Annotated in this window: 28 protein-coding genes; 3 read left to right on the plus strand and 25 right to left on the minus strand. The window is 52.3% G+C overall.

The annotated features are described in order from the left end of the window. Nucleotides 1-15: 15 nt before the first annotated feature. The 5 genes from NTX59_06260 to NTX59_06280 form a co-directional block, all read right to left on the minus strand. Entirely contained in the window at nt 16-627 is a 612-nt protein-coding gene (locus NTX59_06260; protein ID MCX5785273.1) for a hypothetical protein, read from the minus strand. Nucleotides 628-634: 7 nt separating this feature from the next. Continuing rightward, a complete protein-coding gene (locus tag NTX59_06265; protein MCX5785274.1) occupies nt 635-1,963 on the minus strand; it encodes an NCS2 family permease in 1,329 nt (442 codons plus the stop codon). 98 nt (nt 1,964-2,061) lie between these two features. Further along, the gene (locus NTX59_06270) at nt 2,062-2,430 is read right to left on the minus strand and encodes a hypothetical protein (GenBank protein ID MCX5785275.1); all 369 of its coding nucleotides are present in this window, start codon (nt 2,428-2,430) and stop codon (nt 2,062-2,064) included. Nucleotides 2,431-2,477: 47 nt separating this feature from the next. Next, the gene (locus NTX59_06275) at nt 2,478-2,909 is read right to left on the minus strand and encodes a hypothetical protein (GenBank protein ID MCX5785276.1); all 432 of its coding nucleotides are present in this window, start codon (nt 2,907-2,909) and stop codon (nt 2,478-2,480) included. A 148-nt stretch (nt 2,910-3,057) separates the two neighbouring features. After that, entirely contained in the window at nt 3,058-3,582 is a 525-nt protein-coding gene (locus tag NTX59_06280; GenBank protein ID MCX5785277.1) for a single-stranded DNA-binding protein, read from the minus strand. Between the two features lie 205 nt (nt 3,583-3,787). Here NTX59_06280 and NTX59_06285 point away from each other — a divergent pair, with 205 nt between their 5' ends. From NTX59_06285 to NTX59_06295, 3 genes are all read left to right on the plus strand, one after another. Beyond that, nucleotides 3,788-6,316 carry a S41 family peptidase gene (locus NTX59_06285; protein ID MCX5785278.1) on the plus strand — a complete coding sequence of 843 codons (2,529 nt, stop codon included), beginning with the start codon at nt 3,788-3,790 and terminating at the stop codon, nt 6,314-6,316. Next, nucleotides 6,313-7,221 carry a PorV/PorQ family protein gene (locus NTX59_06290; GenBank protein ID MCX5785279.1) on the plus strand — a complete coding sequence of 303 codons (909 nt, stop codon included), beginning with the start codon at nt 6,313-6,315 and terminating at the stop codon, nt 7,219-7,221. The genes NTX59_06285 and NTX59_06290 overlap by 4 nt, the downstream gene beginning before the upstream one ends. A 169-nt stretch (nt 7,222-7,390) precedes the next feature. Continuing rightward, entirely contained in the window at nt 7,391-8,344 is a 954-nt protein-coding gene (locus tag NTX59_06295) for a matrixin family metalloprotease (protein MCX5785280.1), read from the plus strand. 49 nt (nt 8,345-8,393) lie between these two features. Here NTX59_06295 and NTX59_06300 read toward each other — a convergent pair whose 3' ends face one another. The 20 genes from NTX59_06300 to mnmE all read right to left on the minus strand — a co-directional run bounded on the left by NTX59_06300 (nt 8,394) and on the right by mnmE (nt 26,865). Then, a complete protein-coding gene (locus tag NTX59_06300; GenBank protein MCX5785281.1) occupies nt 8,394-9,287 on the minus strand; it encodes a hypothetical protein in 894 nt (297 codons plus the stop codon). Between the two features lie 2 nt (nt 9,288-9,289). Next, nucleotides 9,290-9,526, minus strand: coding sequence for a DUF504 domain-containing protein (locus NTX59_06305; GenBank protein MCX5785282.1), 237 nt, complete (start codon nt 9,524-9,526; stop codon nt 9,290-9,292). 218 nt (nt 9,527-9,744) lie between these two features. Further along, complete coding sequence (locus NTX59_06310; GenBank protein ID MCX5785283.1) at nt 9,745-9,996, minus strand: hypothetical protein; 252 nt, start codon at nt 9,994-9,996, stop codon at nt 9,745-9,747. Between the two features lie 24 nt (nt 9,997-10,020). Next, on the minus strand, nt 10,021-10,908 hold the full coding sequence (locus tag NTX59_06315) for a site-specific DNA-methyltransferase (GenBank protein ID MCX5785284.1): 888 nt from the start codon (nt 10,906-10,908) through the stop codon (nt 10,021-10,023). A 28-nt stretch (nt 10,909-10,936) separates the two neighbouring features. Continuing rightward, entirely contained in the window at nt 10,937-11,866 is a 930-nt protein-coding gene (locus tag NTX59_06320; GenBank protein ID MCX5785285.1) for a type II restriction endonuclease, read from the minus strand. Between the two features lie 31 nt (nt 11,867-11,897). Further along, a complete protein-coding gene (locus tag NTX59_06325; protein MCX5785286.1) occupies nt 11,898-12,890 on the minus strand; it encodes a DNA adenine methylase in 993 nt (330 codons plus the stop codon). A 450-nt stretch (nt 12,891-13,340) separates the two neighbouring features. After that, nucleotides 13,341-13,985 (minus strand): DUF3800 domain-containing protein, encoded by a 645-nt coding sequence (locus tag NTX59_06330; GenBank protein ID MCX5785287.1) that lies wholly within the window; start codon nt 13,983-13,985, stop codon nt 13,341-13,343. Nucleotides 13,986-14,129: 144 nt separating this feature from the next. Continuing rightward, the gene (locus NTX59_06335) at nt 14,130-15,632 is read right to left on the minus strand and encodes a UDP-N-acetylmuramoyl-L-alanyl-D-glutamate--2,6-diaminopimelate ligase (protein MCX5785288.1); all 1,503 of its coding nucleotides are present in this window, start codon (nt 15,630-15,632) and stop codon (nt 14,130-14,132) included. Nucleotides 15,633-15,796: 164 nt separating this feature from the next. Beyond that, nucleotides 15,797-17,494, minus strand: a complete 1,698-nt coding sequence (locus tag NTX59_06340; protein ID MCX5785289.1) for a penicillin-binding protein 2 — start codon at nt 17,492-17,494, stop codon at nt 15,797-15,799. Nucleotides 17,495-17,703: 209 nt separating this feature from the next. Then, on the minus strand, nt 17,704-18,042 hold the full coding sequence (locus NTX59_06345; GenBank protein MCX5785290.1) for a hypothetical protein: 339 nt from the start codon (nt 18,040-18,042) through the stop codon (nt 17,704-17,706). A gap of 110 nt (nt 18,043-18,152) precedes the next feature. Beyond that, complete coding sequence (locus NTX59_06350; GenBank protein ID MCX5785291.1) at nt 18,153-18,323, minus strand: hypothetical protein; 171 nt, start codon at nt 18,321-18,323, stop codon at nt 18,153-18,155. Between the two features lie 20 nt (nt 18,324-18,343). After that, nucleotides 18,344-19,231 carry a 16S rRNA (cytosine(1402)-N(4))-methyltransferase RsmH gene (gene rsmH, locus NTX59_06355; GenBank protein ID MCX5785292.1) on the minus strand — a complete coding sequence of 296 codons (888 nt, stop codon included), beginning with the start codon at nt 19,229-19,231 and terminating at the stop codon, nt 18,344-18,346. After that, a complete protein-coding gene (mraZ, locus tag NTX59_06360) occupies nt 19,228-19,677 on the minus strand; it encodes a division/cell wall cluster transcriptional repressor MraZ (protein MCX5785293.1) in 450 nt (149 codons plus the stop codon). The genes rsmH and mraZ overlap by 4 nt, the downstream gene beginning before the upstream one ends. 193 nt (nt 19,678-19,870) lie before the next feature. Further along, on the minus strand, nt 19,871-20,977 hold the full coding sequence (locus NTX59_06365) for a hypothetical protein (GenBank protein ID MCX5785294.1): 1,107 nt from the start codon (nt 20,975-20,977) through the stop codon (nt 19,871-19,873). 93 nt (nt 20,978-21,070) lie between these two features. After that, nucleotides 21,071-21,430 carry a four helix bundle protein gene (locus NTX59_06370; GenBank protein MCX5785295.1) on the minus strand — a complete coding sequence of 120 codons (360 nt, stop codon included), beginning with the start codon at nt 21,428-21,430 and terminating at the stop codon, nt 21,071-21,073. Between the two features lie 90 nt (nt 21,431-21,520). Beyond that, nucleotides 21,521-22,024 (minus strand): hypothetical protein, encoded by a 504-nt coding sequence (locus NTX59_06375; GenBank protein MCX5785296.1) that lies wholly within the window; start codon nt 22,022-22,024, stop codon nt 21,521-21,523. Between the two features lie 163 nt (nt 22,025-22,187). Then, nucleotides 22,188-22,841, minus strand: coding sequence for a 16S rRNA (guanine(527)-N(7))-methyltransferase RsmG (locus tag NTX59_06380; protein MCX5785297.1), 654 nt, complete (start codon nt 22,839-22,841; stop codon nt 22,188-22,190). Further along, nucleotides 22,825-24,612 (minus strand): tRNA uridine-5-carboxymethylaminomethyl(34) synthesis enzyme MnmG, encoded by a 1,788-nt coding sequence (mnmG, locus tag NTX59_06385; GenBank protein ID MCX5785298.1) that lies wholly within the window; start codon nt 24,610-24,612, stop codon nt 22,825-22,827. The genes NTX59_06380 and mnmG overlap by 17 nt, the downstream gene beginning before the upstream one ends. A gap of 107 nt (nt 24,613-24,719) precedes the next feature. Then, nucleotides 24,720-25,460, minus strand: a complete 741-nt coding sequence (locus NTX59_06390; GenBank protein MCX5785299.1) for a hypothetical protein — start codon at nt 25,458-25,460, stop codon at nt 24,720-24,722. Nucleotide 25,461: 1 nt separating this feature from the next. Further along, nucleotides 25,462-26,865 carry a tRNA uridine-5-carboxymethylaminomethyl(34) synthesis GTPase MnmE gene (gene mnmE, locus NTX59_06395; protein MCX5785300.1) on the minus strand — a complete coding sequence of 468 codons (1,404 nt, stop codon included), beginning with the start codon at nt 26,863-26,865 and terminating at the stop codon, nt 25,462-25,464. Between the last annotated feature and the right edge of the window lie 107 nt (nt 26,866-26,972).

The following is a 26,972-nucleotide window of genomic DNA, read 5'->3' on the forward strand; positions in this document are numbered from 1 at the left end:
GTTTGCCGGAACTCCTTACCCCTTTGGCTCTTTCTGGGTCCAGAAGCCTTTGAATATATAGCCAATTTTAAAACCCAGGGCCGGGCGCAGTTTTCCGCTAGTGCCGCCGCCCATATCGCTGAGGCTTATTTCCGTAAACCGGTAAAAAAAAGTGAAGTTTATTCCGCTGGGCGCGTCAGAACCGTTGTCTGTCTGGTAAAACAAACCGGCGGAAACCACCGGCGCCATAAAAAAGTCGCCCGCCGCAAGCCCGATATCGCCCAGTGCTGAAGCGGTAAAGCGAAGGGGCTTGGTTTGAATTTTCGGCGACATGTAGCCCAGCCCCGCCAGGAAGTCAAAAATATAGAACGAATTATCCGCGCCCAGACTGCTGCCGTTCAGGTTTACATGCTGCAGCTGCAGGCCGCCGGTTTTAGAGAACTCCTCACCATTGCCCAAAGACATCAGGCCCAGCCCCCAGGGACGCACCTGCGCGGTTTCTTTGTTCCCCGGCAGATATATATTCTGCGGCAAAGGCAGGATAAAGTAGAACTCGTTATTGGGAACCCACTTAAACGCGGGTTTGTTTTCCGCCCGCGCCATCCCCGGCATAGCGGCCGCCAGCAGAACGGCCAATAATATTTTCACAATTTACCTACTTTAAAAATGCGTATCGCATGGCCAGCAGGGCGGAAATCACCCACAGCAGCGGCGGCACGTCCTTGCGCTTCCCCGATAAGGTTTTTATGACCACGAAAGAGATAAAGCCGAAAGCTATGCCGTCGGCTATGTTAAAAGTAAAGGGAATAAGCGCCATGGTAATAAAGGCTGGTATGCCGGCGCTCATGTCGCGCCAGTCTATGCGGCAGACCGAACCCATCATCAGAGCGCCCACCAAAATGAGAGCCGGGGCCGTAACCGGGTGGATAAAAGTGCCGTCCGCAAGCGGCAGGGCTGCGTTTATAGAGCCAACCAGCGGCGAGAAGAACAGGCTTAACAGGAACAGCGCGCCCACGGTTATAGCGGTAAGCCCGGTACGGCCGCCCTGGGCCACGCCGGTGGCGCTTTCTATGTAGCTGGAAACGGTGGAGGTGCCCATAAGCGCGCCCGCGGTGGTGGCCACGGCGTCCGACACCAGCGCCCTGGAGATACGCTCAAGCTTCCCGTTTTTAAGCAGGCCCGCCTGCACGCCCACGCCAAGCAGGGTGCCCAGCGTGTCGAACAAGGACATGAAAAGGAAAATAAGCACCACGGCCAAGGCGTCGGGCGTCATAAGGCCGGCGAGGTCCAGCTTAAAAAAAGTAGGCGCCAGGCTTGGCGGCGCGCTTACCACACCGCCGAAACTTGTCAGGCCCGCGGCCCAGGCGGCCGCGCCCGAAACCAGAATGCCGATAAGCACCGCCCCCTTAACCTTGCGGGCGAACAGAGCCGCCATCACAATAAGCCCGGCCATGGCGCAAATTGCCGGCGCCGAAGTGACGGAACCCAGCTTGACCAGTGTGGACGGCGAAGCTATAACAAGCCCCGCCTCTTTAAAGCCGATTAGCGCCACGAACAGCCCTATGCCGGAGGCGATGGCGTATTTCAGGTTCTCGGGCACGGCGTCCACCAGGCGCTCGCGCAATTTTGTAAGCGTCAGCGCCAGGAAAGCCAGGCCCGAAATGAACACCAGGCCAAGGGCCTTTTCCCAGCTGTAGCCCATGCCGAGCACTACGGCGTAGGTGAAAAAGAAGTTTTCCCCCATCAGCGGAGCCTGGGCTATGGGATAATTCGCGTAAAGGCCCATTATAAAACAGGCCAGCGCAGAGGCCAGGCAGGTGGCGGTGAAAACGGCGCCCTTGTCCATGCCGGCCGCGCCAAGCACGGCGGGCTGCACGAAGATAATGTAGGACATGGTCAGGAAAGTGGCCAGCCCCGCGCCGAATTCGGCTTTAAAGCTTGTGTCGTGCTCCGCAAAACCGAAATATTTTTTAATATATTCCATAGTAATATCAAGAAGCGAATAGCGCATAGTAAGATAGCGAATAGCGGCAACTGGAAAAAATCTGCTATTCACTATTCGCTTTCTTGCTATTCGCTTATTTAAAACACCAGCACTTCATAGCCTTCGCTTATAAATGGTTCTATCGCCGCGTGGCCGGACAGGGCCGAAAGCATTTTAATTTTATTCTCCGCCGCGATATCCGCCACATTCCGGCTTGCGTCGCCGGTGGAGCAGCCGCCGGAGGCGGTTTTGCAGGCCCCGGCTATAAGCCCGGTGTCCCGCGCTTCATTGAAGAGTTCGGTAAATTTTCCCCCTTCCGCCAAACGATTGAAGCATTGCGTGGCCGCGCCTTCAATTATTATTTTCACCTCATAGCCGCTTTTATGCAGGTCTATAGCGTACATAAACGCGTGATTCAGCCGGCATTGCTCGTCGGTAAACAGCAGGAACAGAAATTGTCGTTTCATGTTTTTTAGCACGGTCATAATATTAGTTCAAGCGGCAGATATGAATGCTATGCCCCCGATTTTATCACAGTGAATATAATCGTTACTGTCGCTGTGGTTTTGTTTTCCGCGGCTTTGGCGTTATAGGGCCTGGTGCCGGCATTTATATAATCAGCGAAGGCTGTAGCCGTCTCAATAGGCGTTTGCCCGGCTTTCAGGGCCAAAGGAATATTCCAGCCGGCCACGTGGTCGGTTGTTCCGTCGGGCCGCATGTAGCGGAATATGGACAGCCACAAATTTATGGTGCCGTCAATGCCCGCGTCATGCTGGCCGGTGGCTAAACCTGAGATCTCGGCAATACCGGGCTTGCCGCCCACCGTGACTTTTCCGACGGTGACCGTAATTTTCTGGGTCTTGTCGTAAGATGCCGCGCTTAGGTTGGCGCCTTTCGCGAGTTCCACTTCAGGATCGTAATCTTTTCCGCTTTTATCGTTTTTCATAGACTGGCTCCGATTATAGTTAATTAGCGTGGCCCCAATAATTCATCTTACATTTCCCCGGACCTTCCTGGAAATGTAAACAAAAAAGCAGCCCGACACCTTTTGACTTAGCCTGAAAAATTCAGTTGAATTTTTCCCTTCGCGGAGCTCAGGTGCGCTTCGCGCGGCATACGCCCTCGCAAATTCTGCGCGCAATGCGCTTGATTTGCGACCCGCAAAGCGGGGAATCCTGCATACTTTTGTTCCTTACTGTCCCGCCGGCTCTTGACGCCTTGGCGGCCGCGGGCTTTTTTGACTCCGAATCGCCCGCAGTCTCGTCGTCACGCTTTCCCAGGAACTCAATTTCGTCCACATAGACCACCATCTTGGATTGTTTCTTGCCGTCTTCCTTCCCGGCCCACTCTTCAAGGACGAGGTGCCCTTCAACATAGGCCTGCTGGCCCTTGTGCAGGTATTTTTCGATCAGGTCGGCCAGCTTCCGGCCGGAATCGCGATTGAACGCTTTTAAATCCACCCATACGGGGACCTCTTCCCACTGCCCGCTTTGCTGGTTTTTGCGGCGGTTGTTCACGGCGAAGCCGATGTTGGCCACTTTCCCGCCGTTGCTGAATTCCTTGATTTCCGGGTCGCGGGTCAGGCGACCGATAAGCATGACCTTGTTTAAGTTTGCCATTGAGTATCTCCTGTTTCTGCTCAAAAGGTACCTGGTACCTTTTCCTATACTATTCTACCACAAGCGCAGGAAATGAGCTATTGATGTTCGGCTGGATCATAAAAAAGGCTCCTGCCTTTTCTATAAAAACCCCCGATTTTTAGTATTATAAAGGCAGTCTTATCGCAAAAATTTGGCGACAGCCAATGGTACTAAAGTAAAACTTATGTTCCCTTCTGTTTTTTCCAAAAAAAGACACGGCGCCGCTCCGGAACGCGGTTGCTTCCGCTTGCGACGGGCTGCGGCGCTCATCTGCGCCCTTGCGCTTGCGGCGCTTGCCGCCCGCGGGAACGCCAGCGGGACCATTCCCCTCCCGCAGACTGAAGACTTCAGCAATATGACCTGGACGCAGGCCTTCGAATCTTTCCACATCAAGATTTCCAGCGAATACGCGTTCACGCAATGGAAGGCCATGGACTGGGCGGCGCTCAGAGCGTTGTATCTCCCGCAGATAACGGCGGCCGAGCTGGCGGGCGACACCACGGCGTATCTGACCGCTCTTCGACACTATGGCTTTTCTATCCCCGACGGACACGTCAGCGTAAAAGGCGCCGCCATAAACGCCGTTATCAACAACCGCATCGGCGGCGGATTCGGGCTTGCCGTTGCGGGGCTTGACGACGGGCATGTGATCGCAAACCTGATCTTGCCCGGCGGCCCTGCGGCCGGGGCCGGGATACTGCCTGGCGCGGAAATCATCCAGTGGAACGGGGTGCCTGTCTTGACCGCGCTCTCCCAGCTTGATCTGGCCTGGAGGGGAGGCAACAGCCCCCTCGCGACCGATGATAATGTACGCATAGAACAATTCAACAACCTTGTCCGCGCTCCGCTGGGTACCCAGGCCACCGTTGCCTTCCGCAACGACGGAGAGGCCTCAACACAGACCGTCACCCTTATCGCCGAAAGCGACAGCTTCGCCACCCTGGCGCGGGCGAATTTCGCCGCCGGCGCGGATATTTCGGTACAGATCTCCACCAGGATACTTCCCAGCGGACACGGCTATATCAGGCTGACGATGGAGGGGTTCACCCAGAGCGTCTACGATGATTTCAAACACGCCATCCAGGCCTTTGTGGACGCGGATGTTCCAGGCCTTATCGTCGACCTGCGTGGTAATCACGGCGGCAGCGATGCGGCGGCCGCCCTCTACTCCGGATATTTTTACGAGGTTCCTTCCTTCTATGAATACCAGGAATACTACGACGCGCTGACCGGGGAGTTCGAGATAGGCATCGAAACCAATAACGTGATCATGCAGGGCGGTTCTATCTCTATCACGCCGCAGACGCCGCACTACGGCGGCCCCGTCAGGGCTCTGGTGAACCCGGGGACCATCAGTTCGGGCGAGGGCGTGGCTATGGGAATAGCCCGGGCGCCGCACGGAAAAGTGATCGGGTTCTACGGCACCAACGGTTCATTCGGCATGGTGGGCGACGCGGCATTGCTTCCCGGTGGCGTTCAGTTCGGATTCCCTTACGGCAGGTCCCTGGACGAAAGCCATACCATCCAGCTGGACAGCCGTAACGGAGCGGGCGGCGTGGCCCCCGCTATCCACGTCCCCCTCACCAGGGAAACGGCCATCGCTTTCGTGAACGGAGACGACCCCGAGCTCGCGTTCGCCATAGACACAATTGCGCCCGCCCCGCCAAAGCTGAGCGCGTTCGCCGTCTCAAGCGGCGCGATACGCTGGGGCTGGCCGCCTTCCGGCGGTCTTGCGGCTGATTTTCATCTTTTCACCTCTACCGGCGGCCTGCTGGCTTCGCTGCCGGCCTCCGCCACTTATTACCTGGAAACCGGCCTTTCTTCGTCCACGGCGTATTCCCGCTATCTTCAGATATCCAACCAGGGCGGGCAGGCCCTCTCAGGCACCGTGACCGTGTTCACCCCCGGGCTTGGGTCCTACATCATAGGAACGGCCAGCCGGACTCTGACGGGAATGAACGGCAAGACACAGCTTGATATCCCTGCCTCGCTTTTGGGCGCCGCCACAGGCTGGATGCTTTCCGAGTCTCCGCTGCAGCGTCCCCTGATGAGCAACACCACAGCCTTGATCTCCGCGGCTGTCGCGCCTTCGGGAATGCGTGGGTCGGACAGTTCCCTGACCGAATTCCTCATTGTGGTGGACGGCATCCGTTCCAATAATACGCTGGAGCTGCCGGTCACGGTGAGAATCCCTTACCCTGACGCGAACAACACAGGCTTTGTGGACGGCACTTTGCCGACGGTGCGCGCGGACACGCTGCGGCTTTACGCGCTTAACGAGACGAGCGGGCAATGGGAGGCCGTGTCGGGCTCAACCGTGGATACGGCGAACAAGGTGGTTACGGGCAATATCAGCCATTTGTCCATATTTACGTCCTTCGGCGTTGGTGCTGTAGGCGGCTTGTCCACGTTGCGGGTATATCCCGTCCCGTACCGGCCCACCGGGGCCAACCCGGACCAGGGCAGGCCCTATTCGGCCGGGGACCCGTCCTCCGGCATTATTTTCGACAATCTGCCCGATAACGCGACCATTAAAATTTATACGGTGAGCGGCCGGCTTGTGAAGAGCTTCAGTTCACAGAACACCGCCGGCAAGCTGCGGTGGGACGCGCGCAACAACGCCGGGCAGAATGCGGCTTCGGGCGGGTATATAACGGTAGTGAGCAGCCCCGGCCTGGAGAGCGTGGTTAAGAAACTGCTGATAATCAGATGAAAAACGCTGGAATTGTATTTTTTATTATCTTTAGCCTGGCGCCGGCCCGGCCCTGTGCCGCCGGTTCGGCGGGCGCCGAGCCGTTCGATTTTTTATTCCTTGACGCCAACTCCCGGCCCGCGGCGCTGGGCGGAGCCTATACGGCGCTGGCCGCGGATTCGAACGCGCTGCTTTATAATCCCGCCGGCCTGGCGAAGGTTAACCGCAGTGAAGCCACATTCATGCACAATGTCTACATTCAGCAGATAACGCAGGATTACATCGCGTACGCCGGCCCCAAAGGCTGGAGCGCGAACCTGAACTTTCTCGGCTTCGGCAATGTGCGCGAGACCACTTTAAGCGACCCCGAGGGCGCGGGGCTCGGTGAAACAACGCTGACTGACCTGGCTTTCGGTGCGGGTTACGGACGCGCGCTTACAGAAGCGTTGTCGGCCGGCGCGGGCGTAAAATGCATCCGCGAGACTATAGACGGCGTTATCGCGACGGGTTTTGCCCTGGATGCAGGGCTGCTATATGCGGCGCACGCGTTTAGCGGGCTGACCCTTGGCCTTGCGGCGCAGAATTTTGGCCCGGCAGTGCGTTTTGTGAATATGCGCGAGGACCTGCCCTTTAACCTGCGTGCCGGAGCGGCTTATGAATTTAAAATCATAGGGCGTGAGAATGTTATTGCGCTGGATGTTATGAAACAGCGAAGCCAAACGGCTTCGGTCGCGGTGGGCGCGGAGACGCGGCTATTGGGGCCGCTGGCGCTGCGCTTTGGTTTCAACACGCGCAACGACGTCGGGAGCGGGTTTACCGCCGGATTTGCCTATCTGCTGCGCAACTGGAGCATTGACTACGCTTTTGTCCCGATGGGCGATATCGGCGGCGCTCACCGGTTTTCCGTTACCCTGCGCTGGCAGTAAACAGGAACGGCTTTTTCCGCCTCTCACATATCTTCAGGCCGGCTTGTTGTCAGCGGGAAAGGCGATTTTTGAAACAAAAAGCGGCCTGACATCTTTTTCCCCTTTTTCCTCTTTCCAATATCCCAATGGGGGCTGACCACGGTTCCCCTGACAAAGGTATAATTTAGTGATGCGAAGGATAATCGAGTGGACATTTGTCATCGCGGTTCTGACGGGCGCGGTGTACATAGGATATACGCGCACAGTGCGGGTCCGCGGGATGATGCGCGTGGTCATGAGGAAGGCGGCGCCCTGCGCAGCCCCTATTACGTATTCGATAGGCGACATCGACCCACGTTTCGGCATCTCGGTAAATGAATTTGCCGAGGATCTTAAAGACGCCGAAGCGGTCTGGGAAGAACCCTCGCGCAGGGATCTTTTTGAATATACGCAAAGCGGCGGCGACGTTACGGTCTATCTTATCTACGATATCCGCCAGGCCGCGATAGATAAACTTAAGGCGGCGGGCATACGAACCGGCCAGAGCCGGGCGACCTACGACACACTGAAAGCGAGGTACGATGCGCTCTCCGTGCAGGTGGCTTCCGAGCAGGCAAAGTACAAAGCTCAATTGGCCGTGTACAAGCGCAACGAAGCCGCGTACAATGTAAGAGTGCGGCGCAGGAGCCAGAGGGGAGGCGGCTCGGCGGCGGGATTAAGGCTGTTGGAAGCCTGGGAGGCGGCGCTGCTGCATGACTTTGCGGGCGTGAAAGTGCGTGAGAATACCCTGAACGCGCATATGGACCTTCTGGATGCCCTTGCGACAACGCTTAATAAGCTTATTGTGCAGCTTAATTTGAGCATCGCGCAATACAACCGCGTGGGCTCGGCCATGGGCAGTTTTGAAGAAGGCTTTTACCAGAGTTCAAGGGGAATGGAGACTATAGGCATCTACGACTTTACCGACCGTATGCAGCTGGTGCGTGTTCTTGCGCACGAGATGGGCCACGCGGCGGGGCTTGAGCACGTTTCCGACCCGGAAGCTGTGATGTACCTGATAAACAGAGGCGAGGATCTGCACGCAACCGGCGCGGATATCGCAGAGGTAAACAGGGTGTGCAGCTCTGGCATCTTCAGACATTAAAGACTCCTACTGCCTTTTGACCATAAAAGGTAGACGCTACCTTTTTTCACTATTTGGTATTTTTCTTTATCTTCTTATCAAGCGCACCAGCAAGTTCGCCGATGGCCTTGTCGGTGGTAAGACGTAACCGGATCTCCCGTTTATCCTGCTGCTCTTTGGGCAGTTTTTTTATGGCGGCCTTGTCGCGCGTGACAAAAATGGTTTTGCTCCAGATCTTCTCCCCGTCGACAGCCCCGTGCAGTTCCGCTTCCAGTATCACGGGGTTGAATATCTTATTGAAAATATATGCGCCGCCGCCCCACGTAACAAGTTCCTGGGCTATCTCCTCGGCCCCTATGACGATCGCCACCCATTGTTTATGAACCAGGGAATAAGCCACTATTCCCTGTGTAACGCCTTCCACCATACCCGACCCGACAAGCAAAACCAGCCATTTATGTTTGATGGCGCCGTAGCCGGAAAGTTTTACTTTCAACAGTGCATCCGCCCTGGAAGCGGCGCACAATGCCCTGATCTGCTGAGCGCTTAAGGGCGCAGTGCTTAAGGAAAGGCCTGCTTTCTCTAATGACAAAGAAAACTCATTCTGCGGTATGACTTCCAGATATTGCGACCCCCCCAGCCTTGTTTCCATGGCCGCCGAGAGAGCGTTCGTTACGCCGCGCATCTCTTTTTCTATCAATTCGGGCTCGCCGCCGGCGGGCTGCCCTCCGGACGGCGTGGTCTGAATATATTTAAGGTGTTTTATCGTCACCCCCAGCTCTACAGGCAGCAAAGCCACGCGCAGTTTTCTGCCGGGTTCGGGTATTACCCCGTGTTTGGACCAGGAAACGCAGCCTGCCGCCGCCAGCGAAACGATAAGTAGAAAGACCAGCCTTAAGCCGCGCCGGAAGGTCGGCGCGCACACTTGCAACGCACGGAAGGCTTCTGCTGCTTTTTCTCTCATATTTATGGGTTTTTACGCCAGATGATCTCGGGGCCTTTCCTGACGGCCCTTATCCTGTGAAGCGGGATGTAAGAATCGTCGAAGGTGGTAAAGCCGAAACCGTCCACCTTGGTTATCTGGTCCAATTGCATATCCCGTTCGATCCTGCCGTCCCTGTAAGTTATCAGGTATTTATCTTTTTCCTTCTTTTCGGAAGGGTCCCAGATAATGCGGTTCAGCAGGTCGCGCAATTTAGTCATTTCAGCGGCTAACCTTAAACGTTTAGGCACTAAAGGTACCTGGTACCTTTTTCCCGCTGTCCACTATTAAGATATTAAGAACCGTCCCGCATGCCCTGAGGTAAGGACTAAACTGTTACGAAGTCTACGTCCAGCCTGTGTAAAAAGGTAGCAGCTACCTTTGGAAAACTGCTTGAAATATAAGCATTTTTATTTCGCATACCCATAAAAAGTAGACGCTACCTTCCTCCCATAATTAATACCTCATCATTTTCCGCAATAACATCAACACGTTTTAACCGCTCATTATCTTTTCCCCATGATATAGTACATTCCCCATCACAGTTTAACTTTCTAAAACCGATGTTATATAAGAATAACCAAAGTTGGTTTTCTAGACGTGCTGACTCAGGTAAATCTTGATTTTTCCGGGCCTTCCTTGATTTTTTTACAAACACCTTATTGTCAATAAAGTTTTCACTAAACATCATACAAACGCCTCCTATAAAAAAATGTTAATTTTGGAAAAACCGCAATTGTTTCAAGGGTGGGTTTTGAATTGCGCGAGTAATCCGCTTGACTGCCAAGTCGATGTATTGGGGTTCTAATTCAACCCCCACAAACCGTCTTCCCATCTGTATGGCGGCCACCCCCGTGGTGCCGGAGCCCATAAACGGGTCTAAAATAAGATCCCCAGAGTTGGAGTTCGCTAGAAGTATCCTTTCGAGTAACTCAAGTGGTTTTTGAGTGGGATGTTTCCCAAACTCTTTCTCTGGGGCGTATGGCGGATATATCTGATTCCAAACGCTTTTCATCTGCTTTCCCCCTGCCATCTCCCGCATTTTCTGGTAATGGAAAAGATGGCGGCTGTCTGTGTTTTTCGCGGCCCAAATTACTGTTTCTGCAGAATGCGTGAAGTAACGGCATGAGAGATTCGGGGGCGGGTTAGGTTTTACCCAGGTTATATCGTTTAAGATTTTATAGCCGAGCTGCTGCATGGCAAAGCCTATTGAATATATGACATGAGCTGTCCCACTCACCCAAATAGTTCCGTTGGGCTTAAGTACGCGTTGGCAAGCGCTGAGCCATTGGCGATTAAACTCATGGTTTCGATTAGGGCCCTGGCTCTTGTCCCAATCGCCTTTGTTTACGCTTACCATTCTGCCGCTTTTGCAGGAAATGCCGCCGTTGGAAAGGAAATAAGGCGGGTCGGCGAATATCATATCCACGCAACCCTGTGGCTCCGCATCAGCAAGATGATTTAGGAAATCTATGCAGTTGGCCTTAAACAGGCTGGCGCGGTTTTCAGGATCCGTAAAGACCGGAGTAAAAGCTCTAAAGCCATCCAGGAGTTTAGGCTCTTTTGTGGCAGAGAGTAAACGCTTCGCTTTATACGTTTTCATCTTAGCCCCCTTAACTCTAACGTGCTTTTTATTTTTCATTTAGAATTAGATTCTCTAAGATGCCTTTTTCCAGCATGTCCAAATTCAGCAGGTAGTCATTATGCTCAAAGGTTTCGCGCAACGGACGGTCCGTCTTTTTCCATCCATAGCCATCCGTAATCCAAATAAACTTGTGCTTATCTTTCAGCACATTGAATAAATCGCGGTATTCTCCTGCGGTGGATTTCAGTTTGGAACCTCCACCACTATAGAAATTAACCTCGATAATAAAAATTTCTTTGCCGTTGTAAACAACAAAATCATACCGCCTGGAAGATTTATCGACTGGAACATCTTTATTAAATCTGGCTTTGATCTCCGGTGCAGACGCTTCCGTTAAATACTGGAAGCTATGGCGTTCGCAGATATCCTTAATAAATACCTCAACGATATCCTCCATAATAGATCCGCCGCGATTTTTGCGGCCATTGCTGTCCAGGCCAGCTTCGACCCCAATCATGTAATCAACCAAGTTTTTAATTTTCTGGGAAACTATCAGGTTTTTAAAGCCAGTTTCAGTTATAAATTTAAGATACTTTTCTATGTCGTCATTATTTAGTGTCTTTTTGGAAAAATCATAGTCTTCATACACAAGCTTTTTATTCTTGTAGTCCACCAGAATTTTAAAGTTCTTGGTCCCTTCACCGTCGCGCACTACCAAGGTAGGCAATACCTGTGCCACTTCGGGGTGCTTTTTTAATAGGAATCTGAATTCTTTATCGAAATCCTGCTTGCCTATAAGATAATTTAGAACATTGAGCCCCACCTCAATATCTTTCACGGACTCGAAAACTTTCTCCCAGTTAACGAAGTATGTCCAGATTATAGTAGAGGGCTTTAGTGTGGTCATGAAATGCTTAAACACATCATCTGGAGATGAGTACTTCAGCATCTTTTCATATATTATTGAGTGTTTCATTTAAACCGCCCCCTGAAAAACAGTTCTGCTGCTATTTTTTATAATTCATTATCAGGATTTCATTAACTTTGCCACGCTTTTCTGCCACGCAATTTATAAGTCGTGTTGCAGATACTTTTTCTATTCTAAACCCCGCATAAAGGTCCTCAAAATAATCTGATTTAGGAGCAGAATTACTAAGCATTATTTTCGCGTGAGTGTTTTTGTCTATATCTCTAACCAAGAGAGCAAGGCGCTCCTGATCTTCATCAGTAAAACTATTTGAAGAATATGCAGTAAAACTTGCGGTTTCACTTATGGGTTTGTATGGAGGATCGAAATATACAAACGAATCGCTTTTAATTTTATTTTTGATTACAGAGAAGTCTTCGTTTGTGATTTTAACTTTCTGTAGTATTTTTGAGACGTTTCTTAGGTTTTCCGCGTCGCATATTTTAGGATTGAGGTAGCGGCCAAATGGGACATTAAATTCGCCTTTGGAATTAACCCGATATAAACCATTAAAACAAGTTCGATTTAGAAAGATTGTCATCGCAACTCGTTTATTATCTGCTTCGGAAATACATCTCTTCTCGCTTAAGCCTTTCTGGGTTGCATTATATACTTTGCGAATTTTATAGTAAAAAACTTCTTTCCCTTTATCATCACAAGAGTTGTACTTTTTTTCGTAGGCTTTAAGACTTTTTATCACTGCTTCCACATTTTTCTTTATGGAGATGTAGCACAGATAGATTTCAGGATTTAATTCATTAAGATAAGCCTTTTCTATTGTGCAATGCTGCGCCACCCAGAAGAAAACAGCCCCGCTACCCAAAAAAGGTTCGTAGAAATGTTTAATTTTGCCTTGCTCGCAAAGCTCTCTTGGAAAGTGCTTTTTGAACTGGTCCAAAAGTTGCCGTTTTCCGCCAGCCCATTTCAAAAAAGGTTTGGCATTATTAGCCATCTGCATGTTAAAATTATACAACTTTGCCTCCATGCCCTTACTAGAAATGATTGTCGATGTATTTGATGGTTGAGAATTCATAATAATAATAGCATAGCAGACCAACGCGACAAGGGTCTGTCGTGTTGGAAAAGCGTATTTTGACTAATTTTGTGCTCAGAGAATGAAAGATTCGGCACGCCTCAAACCCCGCTAGTGGAATTTTACATCTTTAGGTAGCAAATAGTAAGAGAGCGAATAGCGAATAGTGTAGGGCAGAGAAATTTCCCAATTCTAAACTTGGCAATTGCTGCTTTGGCACGGGAATCCAGCACTCAATTCGGAACGCAGTGCGTTCCAAATTGGGAATGTTTGAAAGAAAACCCGCAAATCCCATTTTTCATTGACAAAATTCTATTGACAGTGTATTGGTCCTCTGTTATACTATTAATGAAGAGCGGTAAGCCCGCTGCAGGTGGTCCAGGTGTTCCCCTCCGTATGGTGGCAGATAGCCTGGATATTGTCCCTGCTCGGCACGCTCTTCTTCTTTTTTTAAGGCAAGTACAACCTATCCGAACAAATCCGTGACTTAAATACATTTAACCATTCAAGATCATCCTTTTCGTATTTACGAAAAATCCCCCATGCGAACATATCCACAGCTTGTAAACTGGGGCTTTCAATGGAATTCCTATGGAAAATATCTAAAGGAACAAGCGGGTCAAGACATGCCTTGATCTGGCTGACCATATAGTTATTGAAATTAAATATGCCTTGGCGAGATTTGCTTTTATCAACAGTCATTATTACTCTGACCGCCGCCTCTCTAAAATTCACATGTTCCAGCGCTAATCTTGCTATATAATTGTAAATACGGTCTTTATCTTTTGTAAGGTGCAGGTAGATTCTTTTTTTATTCAGAGTTACAGAATATAATTTAAAAGTTATATACCTGACTTTGTTGTAAAAGAATTTCTTTATTTCTAATGAAGCGGTGCTTCCTTTAAGCTCAGGAGAATTGTTCTTTGCACTCTTAAAAAGCTTGCGCCTAATAACCGCACGGACAGCATTCGCCAAAGCCCTGTCATTCTCCCGGCCCTTAATCGCCAATACGCATATGGTAAAAAATGCGCTCGGTTTTTTGTTTACAAAATCAAATCCAAGGTCCCCGCTTTCATCCAGATAAAGATAAAGCATAATTTTTGCCTTAAATAGCATAGCAGACCAACGCGACAGCCTATTGTCGCGTTGGCAAAGTGGATCTTTTATGATTTTTTGCTGAGATACGTCGGTTAGCTGGGAATTTTGGAAAACCGGGGAGCGGAACAAGCGCTATCGTTTTTATTTTTCACTTTGCATTTTCCGCTGTATCGCCGCTTCGGCTTCTTCGCGGTCGCTGAAATGGATGGTTTTGTCTTTCAGTATCTGATAATCCTCGTGGCCTTTGCCGGCTATAAGCACTATATCGCCTTTTGAGGCGGCGGCTACGGCCTTTGCGATGGCTTCCCGGCGTTCGGGCAGCACTTCATAGTTGAAGAACGTGCCCGCGAGCCCCTTTTCAATATCCGCGAATATCTGCGCGGGATCCTCGGTGCGGGGGTTGTCGCTGGTCACTATAACCTGGTCGCTTAACGAGCAGGAAGCTATTCCCATGGGGGCGCGTTTGGTGCGGTCACGGTCGCCGCCGCAGCCGAAAACGGTTATTATTTTCTGGTGCGGCATTTTTTTTAAATTCGTGAGCACGCTTTCAAGGGCCGCGCCGGTGTGGGCGTAGTCCACGAACACGGTGAAATCCTGCCCCAGGTCCACGCGCTCAAGCCGCCCCGGCACCCTGGTAAGGGCCGCGGCGCCTTTAATAGCTGTTTCAGGCCCGATGCCCAGGGCGTAAGCCGCCGTTATGGCGGCCAGAGCGTTGTAAACATTGTGCAGGCCCAGCAGGTTAAGGGCGACGGGCATTTTGCCCTCGGGCGTTTCAAGGATGAAAAGCGTTTTTTGCTCCATTATTTTTATCGCCGAGGCCATGAAGTCCGCTTTCCCGTCAATGGCGAAGGTAAAGGTGCTCAGATCGGGCGGCAGCATGGTTATAAGCTGCGGGGCTGTTTCATCGTCCGCGTTTATGACCGCGCTTTTGCTTTTTTTGGGAGAAGCGGACAGCAGTTCGAAAAGTCTGGCCTTGGCGAGGAAATAATCTTCGCGGGTCTTATGAAAGTCCATGTGGTCGCTTTGGAGGTTCGTGAATACGGCGCAGTCGAACTGCACATCGTCGGCGCGCTTAAGTGCCAGCGCGTGGGAGGAAACCTCCAGTACGGCGCTTTTTGCCCCCGCGTCAACCATGGCGCGAAGCAGGGCCTGCAGGGTGTGGGCGAACGGGGTGGTGTTCGAGGCTTTTGCGAGCAGGCGGCCGTTCACGCGGTAATCTATGGTTCCGGCCACGCCGGGTTTGTCGCCATACGCGGTCAGGATGCTTTCAAGAAAGTAGGCTGTGGTGGTTTTTCCCTTGGTGCCGGTGAGCCCTATAACTTTAAGCTCCGCCGACGGGTTGGAATAAAAGTTGGCCGAGGCGCTGGACAGCAAGGCTGCGATATCGTCGGGGAGCACCCAGGCGGCCGCCGGGTAGGCGGCTTTCAGGGCCGGGTCCGGCGCGTTTTGCGAAACAATGGCGGAGGCGCCTTTTTCAAGCGCCTGTTTTATGTACAGGTTCCCGTCGGTTTTCGCGCCGGGCAGGGCGAAAAAAAGCGCACCCTTGACGGCTTGGCGGGAATCGTTAGTGATGGAGCCTATTTCAGCCGGGTCTTTGCCGTCCAGAGAAAAGTTCCCGCCTTTTAAAATTTCAGAGAGTTGCATGTCAGAATTTAGAGCTTAGAACTTAGCATACTGACTTCTGTCTTCTAAGTAGATAATAGAATATTTTCCTACTTAAACCCAATGTCAGTCACTTATCGCCGTCTGCTAAGGGGAGGAAGATTATAAGATCGCGCCCCTGGCGGCTTAAGTGACTGGCATTGAGCTCAATCCGAAATCGGGCCTACTGAAGTTTTCAGTGTGTTTTTGAACTGTTCAGGCACGTCCGGTTTTATGCCTTTCATGGTAATTATCTTTTTCGAGATCTCCTGGAAAGCCGGAGCGGCGCTTTCACCGCCGTATTGCGAGGTTTTGGGGTTATCCATGACCACGAGTATGGTGTACATCGGCTTATCCGCCGGGAAGAAGCCGCAGAACGAGGCCACATTGCTGCCGGTAAGGTATTTGCCGGTTTTCGGGTCTATTTTTTTTGAGGTGCCGGTCTTTCCGGCCACGCGGTAGCCGGCAACGGCGGCGTTCACGCCCGTGCCTTTATCCACCACGGCGAGCAATATGGCTTTTACCCTGCGCGCCGTCTCCTCGGAAACCGCGCGCCTTACGGTGGACGGTTCTTCCCGCGAAATTTCCTTTCCGTCAAAATCGGTTATCTTGTCCACCAGGCGGGCCTCAAGCAGGCGGCCCCCGTTCGCAAGCGCCGAATAGGCGCTTATAACCTGCAGCGGCGTGGCGGCGAGGCCATGCCCGTAAGAGCCCACAGCCAGGTCGATCTGGCGGTATTTCGCCTGCGCCCGCAATATGCCCGCCGATTCCCCGTAAAAGCCAAGGCCCGGCTTGGTGCCGAAGCCGAAGGCCTTGGCGTAAAGGTAATAATTCTCGATCCCCAGTTTAAGGCCTATTTTCGCGGCGCCGATATTTGAAGAGCGCTCTATCACGCCCGAAAGCGTGAGGGTGCCTTCGGGTTCGTGATCGTGAATAATAACCTGCTTATTGAATTGCCAGGCGCCTTTTTCGCAGAAAAAAGTGTCGCGCTCCGAAACCACGTTCTTTTCAAGCGCGGCGGAGAGAGTTATGCTTTTAAAAGTGGAGCCGGGTTCATAAACCCATTCCACCGGGGGCAGTTTTACCGGGTTTTCCGGGTAGGTGGCCATGGCAAGTATCTTGCCGGTGTTAGGGTCCTGCACCAGGCCCATGCCCAGATCGGCCCGGTTCTTCAGTACCTCTTTTTTTACCGCTTCCTGGGTGAAGAACTGGATGTTTTTGTCCAGTGTCAGGTAAATATCCCGCGGGTGTTCTTCCCCCCCTTCCTTGTTTTCGTAAATTACGCGGCCCGAGGCGTCTTTTATCACGCCGCGCCGGCTGACCAGGCCGCTCAGGACCTTGTCATAAAGCAGTTCAACGCCGGTAAGGCCGGTGTTGGCGCCCACGATGCCCAGCACATTCCTGGCCAGCTCGCCGGAAGGATAGTACCGGGTCTGGGTCATCTCAAGGGTAACACCTTTAAGTTCCAGGGCTTTTATTTTTTCGCAAGCCGTTCTGTCCAGCCCCCTTTTTACAACCACGAAGTTTTTCTCCCTGCGGTACTTGTCGCGCAGCTGGGAGGGTTTAATATCAAGCGCCGCCGAAAGCTCTTCAAGCGCGCGGGCGGGGTTTTCCAGCTCGTTCTTGAACAGGAAGCAGTCCCAGGTTACTATGGACTGCGCGAGAAGGGAGCCTGAGGAGTCGAAAATCCTGCCCCTGGGCCCCGTTTCCGAGACGGTGCGGTTAAATTCGCGGGAAGCGGCGGCTGTCAGGTTTTCATGACTTATGGTCTGCAGGTAGAATAACCGCGCTGAAACGGGCAAAGCCGGCAGCACGGCTATATACGCGCAGAACTTGATTCTTGTTTTTAATGTTTTGGCGGTCATTGAAGATTCTGGCCAGGCCGGTTTCACCGGATAGCGGGATACGAGCGAACGCCTTTCTTAGAGAAGATATTTCTGCCATGTTCTCCTTTGCGAAGGCGGGTCCCGCTCTTTTGGCCGAGCGATAAAGTTTTTTTGCCTCACCTTCAGCTAACTGCCTGCTGTTTTATGAACCAAAAGGGCGGGGCGGGTCGCCCGGAGCCGGCTGATTCTCACATGGATAAGCGGTCGCGGCGAAGCAGTTTCGAGAGCCAGCCCAAAGCCGGGGCTTTGCCTTCGGATTGCGGATCAAGCAGCACAATAGAAGCGGGTTCGGGGTATATCATGCCGAGCTTAACGGCCTCGGCTTCCAGTTTTTCGGGCGACAGGGAGATCTGAATTTCCTTTTTCAGGTAGGTATTCGCGTTTTCAATGTCCAGGTTGTCTTTGCGGAGCTGTTCTATGGTGTAGCCCAGCTTGACCGCCTGTATATTTTCCCACGCGAACAGGAAAAATACGGCGCTTGCCGCGGCAAGCACCGCGAATTTCAGATTTCTTGTCCTTTTCGTCATATTTAAGACAGATGTCAGGTTGCAGGCGACAGGTTGCAGGTGGCAGAGAAAAAATAATAATTTATTGCCACAAGACCAAACTCTGCCTGCAACCTGGCGTCCGAAGCCTGTTATTCCATGCTGAACAGCTCAATGCGCCTGATGCCGTGCTTTTCCCACAGGTAGAAGATCTTGGTAGGACACAGGGAAGCCTTAATCCCGTTGAGTCGGGCTCTTGAAGTCCGGCCTGTGAAAAGCCTTCTCAATTTAGAACCGGCGTTCAGGATGTTCTCAGGGTTCATACAGCCTCCTTGTATTACGCTTATTTCTTCTCTATCACTCTCAGCTTTGCGCTTCTGGCCCGTTTGTTGCCCGCCTCTTCTTCCAGAGACGGCGTAACGGGTTTTCTTGTCACGGGTTTCCAGTCGCCTTGTTTTGCCATGAACTTGAAGGTCTCTTTCACTATGCGGTCCTCAAGCGAATGGAAAGTTATAATCCCGATCCTGCCGCCTTTTGACAGGAAAGGTATTATTTTCTGTATGCCGCGCGTCAGGTTGTCAAATTCGTAGTTGACCGCCACCCGGAGCGCCAGAAAAGTTTTGGTGGCGGGATGTATTTTCTCTCCGCGGTAGGGCATCAGGCGCTCTATAAGGTCCCTGAGCTCGCCCGTGGTGTCAAGCGGTTTGGTTTCCCTTTTCGCTATGATGGCCCGGGCTATTTTGCCAGCCTGGCGCTCGCCGCAAACGCGGATAATGTGCTCTATCTGCTCGTAGGGCCAATATCTTAATATGGCGTAGGCGGTAAGGGGATTTGCCGGATTTATGCGCATGTCCAGCGGGCCGTCGTTGCGTAAACTGAAACCGCGCGAGGCTTTGTCGAAGTGCAGCGAAGAGATGCCCAGGTCGAAAAGGACGCCGGAAATATTAGTGATATTTTCTCGCTTCATCATTTCATCGATGTTGGCGAAATTGCCCTGTAAAATTTTAACCCTGTCGCCGAAGCTCGCGACATTTTTGGCCGCTATGGCCGCCATCTCGGGGTCCCAGTCCACTCCGATAACGCGCGCGTTCGGCCCCAATACGGACAGGAGCTTAAGGGTATGGCCCGCCATGCCCAGCGTTGCGTCGACATAGACCCCTTCCTTCTCGGTGACAAGCAGCTGGGCGACTTCTTCCGGCATGACGGGCTGGTGCGTGTAATTCTCCGTCATAGGTCGAACAGCTTGCTGAATTTGTCGAGCGAGGGGTCTACCTTTTCTTTTTTGTATTCTGACCAGGCTTGCGCATCCCATATTTCCGCCTTGTTGCCGACGCCCCGTATGAGGACGTCCTTTTTTAAGTTCGCGAAAACTTTCAGATTCTGGGGCAGCAGTATCCTGCCCTGTTCGTCCAAAACAGCGTCCGCGGCGTTGCCGAAGAAATATCTTTTAAAAGCCCTTTCCTCTTCTTTATTCTCGTACTTGAAGATCTGCATATTGTCCGAAATGAGTTCTTCCCACTTTGACGGAAGGAACAGCGAGAGCGAGCGATCAAAGCCTATTGTGATCATGAAATGTGTTTTATCTTCTTTCTGCAATTCCTGGCGGAAGCGGGCGGGAATGAATATGCGGCTCTTGCCGTCCATTATGTATGAGTATTCACCGTATAATGCGCCCATGATTAACCTTTTCCCTCCACCCCTGATATACTATCCACCACTTCACACCACCGGACTTAGAGTATATGTGAATGGATATGTGCTTGTCAATACCCTGATGAAAAAAGCATTGAATAATAAGGACTTTTTATGGAATTGCGCGGCGGCGGAAAAAAGGCATGTGTGACTTTAGTCAACTTAATGAGAAAAACGGTTATTGATTCGCCGTGGCAAGTTTGCCGGTCTTCAGGTCGTAACGCCAGGCGTATTCAAGCGAGGAGAGTTTATTGTAGGGCATGCCGTAGGCCTGGTAAAGGGCCTGTGCGACGGGTTTTCCGTCTCTCACTGCCTTGCAAAAAACATAAAAAGCGTCGCCCGCTTTTATTTTTAGCAGGAAGCGGACCACGCTGTAGGATTGGGCGTACCAAAGACGCACGCTGTCCGGGTCGGCGCCCTGCAGGTTTTCTATGCGCATCAGGTCCTTAAGTTTGAAGCCGGCGCCTTTTTGGAGCAATTGCAGATTTTGCGCGAGCCAGTTAGGCGTTGAGTAGCCGCGCTCCGACTGCACATAGGTGGCCATTCCTTCGCTCAGCCAGAGAGGGCTCGGGTTTGAGGGTGTGAAGAAGCTGTCGAAATACATGTGCGTCAGTTCGTGCGAAAGTATTCCGAAAGCCTCGTTGCTTCTGTAAAGATAGATTTTCCTTTCGCTCAAAGAAGCCGACCCGCCCGACCAGGCGGGGCGCCCCGTCATGTCGTGGTAGGTGCCGGGGGTTTGCGCGTAGAAGATAAAAACTTTATTTTCTCTTGTCCAGGGAGAGAAAGCCACCAGATCGAGCATGATATTTCCGTGCAGATCCTCAACCGTGCCCGCGAGCTCGTCGGACACCTTTTGGCCTTCCTCATAAACCACAAAGTTGCGCGTTTCTTCCATGGAAAACCCTTTAGGCGTTTCCGGATAATTTTCCTTTTGCGCGCCCTGGGGGCGCATGGCGGCTTTCTCTTCGGGAGAGTGCTCCGGCAACATGCTGGTGGAAGCTATTTCCCTGATATCCGCTCCCCCGAGAGGTTTGACAAAGCTGCCCTGGGGCGCGGCCGTGGAAGTCCGCGGCGGGATGAAAGTCGCCGGCGGATTATAAATGCCGGGCGGGGCTTGTTTTTTTACAACCTTTTCTTCCGGTTGTCTGCCGGTGAAGGGGTTTTGTGAAATGTGCATCTGCGGCACGAGGGAGAGGTCTTTGTTCATGTACTGGTACATGAAAAGCCCCCAAAGCCCTATGACCAGGACCCAGAACAGTACGCGAAGTTTAGCTAGAATGTCCATGTAAAGTTGCCATAAGCCTTATGCCATAGGCCATAGGCCATAGGCAAGAAGCACTGCCAGAAGCCATACGCCATAGGCAAAAAACCGTAAAACTTAACCTTTTACTACTTTAAAAAAGGCATAGAGTTTTGATCCGAGTTCTTGAATTAATGCGTCAAGAGCCGAAAAAGAACTTTCCGAAAGAAATCCAATTTGCCTTGAAAAGAAAAGCAGATATTTGGCTTCGCCGAGAGAACCTAAGGCTATATCGAGGAATCTTGCCAATTCTTTATCACCGCTTCTTGAATGCCCTTCCACGATATTTGTGGGGACAGAGAGAGCTGCGCGCCTAAGCTGTGAAGTAAGCCCAAATAATTCCTCTTTAGGGAATTCTTTTGTGGCATGATATACATCCAAAGCAAACTTATTGGATAACTGCCACACTTCAAGCTTCTTCCACTTCTCTTCAGACATCAGGTGTTCCTTAAAAGCCTATGGCATCAGGCGTATGGTCTATGGCGATAATTTTTGCATATGGCATCCGGCCTATGGCATATGGCGTCTTTATCTGAGCGAATCTCTCACTTTCACCGCCATTTCCGCCATGGCCGCGGTGAACATGGAAAAAAATACGATAAAAACGGCCTGGGTGACGGCCATGGCGCGCAATTGCGGTCCCATGTCTCCGCCGCTGAGCAGATAATAGATCCCAAGCATCAGAGCGGCAGCGGCGAGCGCTGTAAGAAATACCTGCCATTTTTTCATGAACATGGCGGCGGCCGCCGGAGCGGTTAAAAACAACAGCCACATCGGCGCCCAATACGGAGACAGCAGGTAAAAAAGAGCCGCGCTGGTAAGTAGATTTATCCAGACCATAATACCCCTTATGCTGCGGGTCAGGCGCATGAGCCGGTAGGTATTGGCGGAAATCCAGAAGTTAAGCGCGAAAGCGGCCGCCAGCAGCCCGAAGGAGACGTAAGTCACGCTCCGCTCCGGCTCGGAAAAAAATATGGCAAAAGATATAAGTATTACCGCGAAAGGTGTGAAGTAGTAGTTAAGTATGTGCATTGTTGTTCTCCTAAAATACTTGGTAGACAGGATTCAGAAGTCAGAATTCAGAATGGTGAAACGTATTCAGTGCTAATCCTCATTCTGACTGCTGAATTCTGGCTTCTGGCTACTTACGCGCCTTTATATAATAATATATTCCTTTATTAAAGTCCTGGGTACGCTATCCCTTCCTGAAAACCAGTATGAACCGCTCGCGGGTTTCACCCGGCAGCGTGTATGCGAACCGGGTTTCAAGCCTGGCCCCCGCTTTCTCAAGCGCTTTCAGCGAGGCGGGGCTCCGGGCGTCTTCAAGGCCGCTTTGCCACGCGAAGAACACCCCGCCTGATTTAAGCATATTTAAGCATTGAGGCAGTATATTTTCAAGTTTTCCCATGGCCCGCTCCAGCACCGCGTCGTAGCGGGCCAGCTCAAAAGCGCCGCTTTGCCCTATCCTGCGGTAGAAGGCCGCCGTGTTTTTTAGTTTCATGGCGCCGGCGGCCCGCAAGGCGAATTCCACCCTTTTACGGTTGGAATCCCAAAGTTCAAAATTGAAAGCGGGCAGCGCGGCCGCGAGCGGCAGCCCCGGGAAACCGGGCCCCGAGCCCGCGTCAGCGAGCAGCGCGCCCGGCGGAAGCAGTTTTTTTATCAGCGGCGCGGCGGCAAGCGAGTCTGATATATGGCGGCTCCAAAGCAGGGGCTCGTCGTTCTTTGAGATCAAGTTAATTACGGCGTTTGTTTCTTTTACCACTTGCGCCAGCGTTTCAAGGTTCTCCACGGTTTGCGCGTCCAGTTTCAGACCCCAAAGCCCAAGCCGTTCTTCAATTCCTTTTTCCATCTTTTTTCTTCCCCGTTCTTGACGCTTTTTCCAAGGTTACCCAGAGCAGCTGCAAGTCCGCGGGCGTAACGCCGCTTACTCGCGAAGCCTGGGCGAGTGTAAGCGGGCGCGAACCGCTGAGTTTCTGTTTTGCCTCCAAAGGCAGCCCTTTTATGGCGTTAAAGTCCAGCGTTTCGGGTATGGACACATGCTCAAAAGTTTTCAGCTTTTGAGCTTCTTTGCGGTTCCTTTCTATGTAAGGCGCGTATTCCCGTTCTATTTGCGCGGTTTTGGCGGCTTTGGCCGCGCTCCAGGGATGCAGCTTCGCGTCAGGCGCGTGGGCGCCTGGATTTTCAAGGCTGGCCTTCACGGCCAGACGGTAATGTTCAAAGGCGGGTTTCAGGCGCGCTTCAAGCAGCCCCAGTTTAAAACCGTAAGGGGCCAGACGCAGATCCGCGTTGTCTTTCCTTAACAGAAGGCGGTACTCGGCCCTTGAAGTAAACATACGGTAAGGCTCGTTCAAATCCTGGGCTATAAGGTCATCAATCATCACGCCGATATAAGCCTCGTCTCGGCCCAGGATCAGAGGTTCCCCCCCCTGGATTTTCAGCGCCGCGTTTATGCCGGCCATAAGCCCCTGGGCGGCGGCCTCTTCGTAGCCCGTGGTGCCGTTCAGCTGGCCCGCCAGAAACAGGCCGTCCAGGAGTTTGCTCTCAAGCGAATATTTAAGCTGTGACGGGTAAGAAAAATCGTATTCAATGGCGTACGCGGGCCGCATTAACTCCGCCTTCTCAAGGCCGGGAATGGTGCGCAAAAATTCCAGCTGTGTTTCTTCCGGCAGGCTTGAGGACAGGCCGTTCACGTAATACTCAAGCGTGTTGAAGCCTTCCGGCTCAAGGAAAAGGTGGTGCTCCGGATGGTGGGGAAATTTTACCACCTTATCCTCTATTGATGGGCAATAACGCGGGCCCAGTGATTTTATTTTTCCCGAGTAAAGCGGGGATTTTGAAAGGTTGGCCTTTATTATGGCGGAGGTTTTGGAGTTGGTGCGGGTTATCCAGCACGGTAAAAAGGCCGCGCCCGTTGCCTCTGTAAAATGCGAGAAAGGCTCAAAAGGACAGTCGGGCTTCTGTTCCGCGCATTTTGTAAAGTCTATGCTTCTGCCGTTGAGGCGCATGGGGGTGCCGGTTTTAAGCCTTCCCAGTTTCAGTCCCAGAGCTTTAAGGCTTTTTGAAAGTTCGTCGCTCGGCGGGTGGTTGTAGCGCCCCCCCCTGAAATCGCGCATTCCTATATGGATGACGCCTCTCAAGAAGGTGCCTGCGCTGAGCACCACGCATGCGGCTTTGTAGCGGGTGCCGCGGATGGTTATAACGCCCTCAAGCTTTGAGCCTTTTGTCCATACGGCCGCCGCCTCGTCCTGCACAAGGCGGAGGTCAGGCTGTTTTTCAAGGACGCTTTTCATGGTGAACTGATAAAGTTTTTTATCGCACTGCGCGCGGGGCGAATGCACGGCGGGGCCCCGCGAAGTGTTAAGCATATGATAGCTGAGCGCCGAGGCGTCGGCCGCTTTCGCCATCTCTCCGCCCAGGGCGTCTATTTCCCTTACTATCTGGCCTTTGCCTGTTCCGCCTATTGAGGGGTTGCACGACATTTGCGCTATGGTGTCGAGGTCCTGCGTTAGAAGAAGGGTTTTAACGCCAAGGCGCGCGGCGGCCAGCGCCGCCTCGCAGCCGGCGTGCCCGCCGCCCACCACTATAATGTCGAATTTATCCGGATAGTCAAAATAAGCCATATTATAAAGTCAGGGGATAGGGGGTAGCGTAGAGGGGATAGTTGATGGAAATAAGGAATTCCTTCCCTAAACCCTATACCAAAAACCCTCGCCTCTAACCCCTGCCGTTAAGCTATCAACAAAACAGCCGCAAGATAGTCAGGCAGCAGCCTTGAAAGGGCAAATATCAGCGCTCCGCAGAACATGACGGCAAAAAGCACCGCTGCGGACGCTCTTGGTACGCTGGCATGTCCCGTGAGGCCCAGCGATTTTATTAAAAGCCATAAAATCCAGACTGCTTCTATGGCGGAGAATATTTCAAACAGCAGTTTTGAATTTAAAGCGATGGTAAGTATTTCAGCGGGGATCATGGCGAGAGAAACGGAGGCGGCGGCGAGTATTACCGCGAAAAGGCCGCGGCATTCTTTCTTTCGCTGTCGAAAAGCCAGCAGCGCTAAAATTATAAAAGCAGGAGGCAAAAGCCAGGAGACAGCGGCGATCTTTCCCGACGCCGACGCCGCTATAAAAGTGATAATTACAATTCCGGCGGAAGCTGCCACGCGGAGGGCTATTCTGCCGGCTGAAAAAAAGTCCGCCGCCCAGGGTAAAAACGCGGCCAGAAGAGCGCCGATAAACAGGTTGATCGGAGCGGCCGAGAGATAATAATAGCAGGGATCGCCGAAAGCGAGCGCCGGCGCTTCAGGCACGAAAGCGGGCGGAAGTTTCGGCAGAACGAACGCGTGGAGAACCGAATAAAAGACAAATATAATAAGCGGCGCTTTCAGGTCCGAATCCGCGGCGGTAAGGGCGGACAGGGCCTCTATGGGTCGGCGCAGAAGACTTGAAAAAAGGCGGAGTGCTTCTCTCATGCTATTTTCCCACGCAGAAGTTTTTGAAAATGTCGGACAGTATTTCCTCCGGCGTAGTTTCGCCGAGTATCGAGGAAAGCGCGCTCAGCGCGGCCCGTAAATGTTCAGCCGCGAGCTCAAGCGGAAAAGAACGTTTTGCTTTCAGTTTATACATTTTTTCAAGTTCAGAGGCGGCGGAGGTGAGGGCCTCGAAATGCCGCGCCGAGGTTACAAGCGCCGGCGTGCGCGCGGCAAAATAGCGTTTTTCCCGGCTTATGATAGAGCGTGTCACATTTGAGAGTCCCATGCCGGTCTTGCAGGAAATGGCCAAACCTGCGTTTTCTGTTCTCTCTCTCTTGTTTTTTTTTCCGGCTTTGCCCTCGCTCAGGAGGTCGCATTTGTTGAAAATTTTGATCAGCTTCGCGCCGGGAACAGCGGTTTCAAGCGCGGTTTCAAGCGCCCTGCGGTCCATTCGTGTCTGCGGCGTGGATGCGTCTTTTACAAGCAGTATTATATCGGCCGTCCTCATGGCGGCCATCGCGCGGTGTATGCCCTGGTGTTCTACGGCGTCGGAGGTGTTTTCGGCAAGCCCGGCCGTGTCGGTGAAATTTACCGAAAAACCGTCGATATCAAGGCTGGCTTCAAGGGTGTCGCGCGTGGTGCCGGCCGCCGGAGAAACTATCGCGCGCGGGTAGCCGATTAGAGCGTTCAGAAGCGAAGATTTTCCGGAATTAGGCGCACCCGCGATCACTACGTTTATGCCTTCTTTTACCCGCCGGCCGTTTTCAAACCCGGCGGAAAGCCTTCGTATTCCGGCGGCTGCGGCGCGGGTTTTGGCGAGAAATTCCCGCCCGTCAAAAGAAGGCATGTCGCCGTAAGAATCATCCAGGCGCGCCTCAAGACGCGCTAACAGGCTTACCAGGCTAGATTTAAGCCCCAGCACCTGCCTGGAAAGGTTCCCTTCGATCTGACCGAGGGCAGCGCGATGGGCGCTTTCGGTCTGGGAAGTTATAAGGTCGTTTACCGCTTCGGCCTGCGCCAGGTCCAGTTTGCCTTTTAAAAAAGCCCTGAGGGTAAATTCCCCCGGACCGGCGGGGCTCGCGCCGGCTTTTACCGCGAGGTTAAGGATGGAGCGTATTATGTAGGGCGAGCCGTGGCAGAAAATTTCAACGGTATCTTCGCCCGTGTAGCTTTTCGGGCCTTTGTAAAAAAGCGCCACCGCATTATCCACCGTTTTCTTTCCGTCCATAACGGAAAGCATGTGGGCCACGCGCGGTTTCGGCTTTGCCAGCGCGCGCCCGGGTTTTAAAAACGAGGCGGCTATGGGGAATGCCTTGCGCCCCGACAGGCGCACTATCGCTATGGCGCCCGTTCCCGGCGGGGTGGAGGGCGCGACTATGGTCCTTGAGTTGTCGGGTATAAGCATACAATCAAGCAAGAGCACAGGTCACAAGAGCACAAGTTACAAGCCGGAGGCTGGAAAGAAGACAGAGCACAGGAGCACAAGAACACAAGTAAGAAGCCGGGGAGAAA

The organism is Elusimicrobiota bacterium, from assembly GCA_026388155.1.
Classification (GTDB): domain Bacteria; phylum Elusimicrobiota; class Elusimicrobia; order Elusimicrobiales; family UBA9959; genus UBA9634.

Excerpts from the sequence above, each read along its gene's own strand:
- NTX59_06375 (MCX5785296.1), bottom strand. The coding sequence starts at position 22,024 with ATGCACATACTTAACTACTACTTCACACCTTTCGCGGTAATACTTATA.
- NTX59_06280 (MCX5785277.1), bottom strand. The coding sequence starts at position 3,582 with ATGGCAAACTTAAACAAGGTCATGCTTATCGGTCGCCTGACCCGCGAC.
- NTX59_06345 (MCX5785290.1), bottom strand. The coding sequence starts at position 18,042 with ATGACGAAAAGGACAAGAAATCTGAAATTCGCGGTGCTTGCCGCGGCA.
- mraZ (MCX5785293.1), bottom strand. The coding sequence starts at position 19,677 with ATGGGCGCATTATACGGTGAATACTCATACATAATGGACGGCAAGAGC.
- NTX59_06350 (MCX5785291.1), bottom strand. The coding sequence starts at position 18,323 with ATGAACCCTGAGAACATCCTGAACGCCGGTTCTAAATTGAGAAGGCTT.
- NTX59_06305 (MCX5785282.1), bottom strand. The coding sequence starts at position 9,526 with ATGACTAAATTGCGCGACCTGCTGAACCGCATTATCTGGGACCCTTCC.
- rsmH (MCX5785292.1), bottom strand. The coding sequence starts at position 19,231 with ATGACGGAGAATTACACGCACCAGCCCGTCATGCCGGAAGAAGTCGCC.
- NTX59_06310 (MCX5785283.1), bottom strand. The coding sequence starts at position 9,996 with ATGATGTTTAGTGAAAACTTTATTGACAATAAGGTGTTTGTAAAAAAA.
- NTX59_06285 (MCX5785278.1), top strand. The coding sequence starts at position 3,788 with ATGTTCCCTTCTGTTTTTTCCAAAAAAAGACACGGCGCCGCTCCGGAA.
- NTX59_06365 (MCX5785294.1), bottom strand. The coding sequence starts at position 20,977 with ATGGACATTCTAGCTAAACTTCGCGTACTGTTCTGGGTCCTGGTCATA.
- mnmG (MCX5785298.1), bottom strand. The coding sequence starts at position 24,612 with ATGGCTTATTTTGACTATCCGGATAAATTCGACATTATAGTGGTGGGC.
- NTX59_06335 (MCX5785288.1), bottom strand. The coding sequence starts at position 15,632 with ATGCAACTCTCTGAAATTTTAAAAGGCGGGAACTTTTCTCTGGACGGC.
- NTX59_06340 (MCX5785289.1), bottom strand. The coding sequence starts at position 17,494 with ATGACCGCCAAAACATTAAAAACAAGAATCAAGTTCTGCGCGTATATA.
- NTX59_06315 (MCX5785284.1), bottom strand. The coding sequence starts at position 10,908 with ATGAAAACGTATAAAGCGAAGCGTTTACTCTCTGCCACAAAAGAGCCT.
- mnmE (MCX5785300.1), bottom strand. The coding sequence starts at position 26,865 with ATGCTTATACCCGACAACTCAAGGACCATAGTCGCGCCCTCCACCCCG.
- NTX59_06295 (MCX5785280.1), top strand. The coding sequence starts at position 7,391 with ATGCGAAGGATAATCGAGTGGACATTTGTCATCGCGGTTCTGACGGGC.
- NTX59_06275 (MCX5785276.1), bottom strand. The coding sequence starts at position 2,909 with ATGAAAAACGATAAAAGCGGAAAAGATTACGATCCTGAAGTGGAACTC.
- NTX59_06270 (MCX5785275.1), bottom strand. The coding sequence starts at position 2,430 with ATGAAACGACAATTTCTGTTCCTGCTGTTTACCGACGAGCAATGCCGG.
- NTX59_06325 (MCX5785286.1), bottom strand. The coding sequence starts at position 12,890 with ATGAATTCTCAACCATCAAATACATCGACAATCATTTCTAGTAAGGGC.
- NTX59_06265 (MCX5785274.1), bottom strand. The coding sequence starts at position 1,963 with ATGGAATATATTAAAAAATATTTCGGTTTTGCGGAGCACGACACAAGC.
- NTX59_06290 (MCX5785279.1), top strand. The coding sequence starts at position 6,313 with ATGAAAAACGCTGGAATTGTATTTTTTATTATCTTTAGCCTGGCGCCG.
- NTX59_06370 (MCX5785295.1), bottom strand. The coding sequence starts at position 21,430 with ATGTCTGAAGAGAAGTGGAAGAAGCTTGAAGTGTGGCAGTTATCCAAT.
- NTX59_06300 (MCX5785281.1), bottom strand. The coding sequence starts at position 9,287 with ATGAGAGAAAAAGCAGCAGAAGCCTTCCGTGCGTTGCAAGTGTGCGCG.
- NTX59_06380 (MCX5785297.1), bottom strand. The coding sequence starts at position 22,841 with ATGGAAAAAGGAATTGAAGAACGGCTTGGGCTTTGGGGTCTGAAACTG.
- NTX59_06320 (MCX5785285.1), bottom strand. The coding sequence starts at position 11,866 with ATGAAACACTCAATAATATATGAAAAGATGCTGAAGTACTCATCTCCA.
- NTX59_06390 (MCX5785299.1), bottom strand. The coding sequence starts at position 25,460 with ATGAGAGAAGCACTCCGCCTTTTTTCAAGTCTTCTGCGCCGACCCATA.
- NTX59_06330 (MCX5785287.1), bottom strand. The coding sequence starts at position 13,985 with ATGCTTTATCTTTATCTGGATGAAAGCGGGGACCTTGGATTTGATTTT.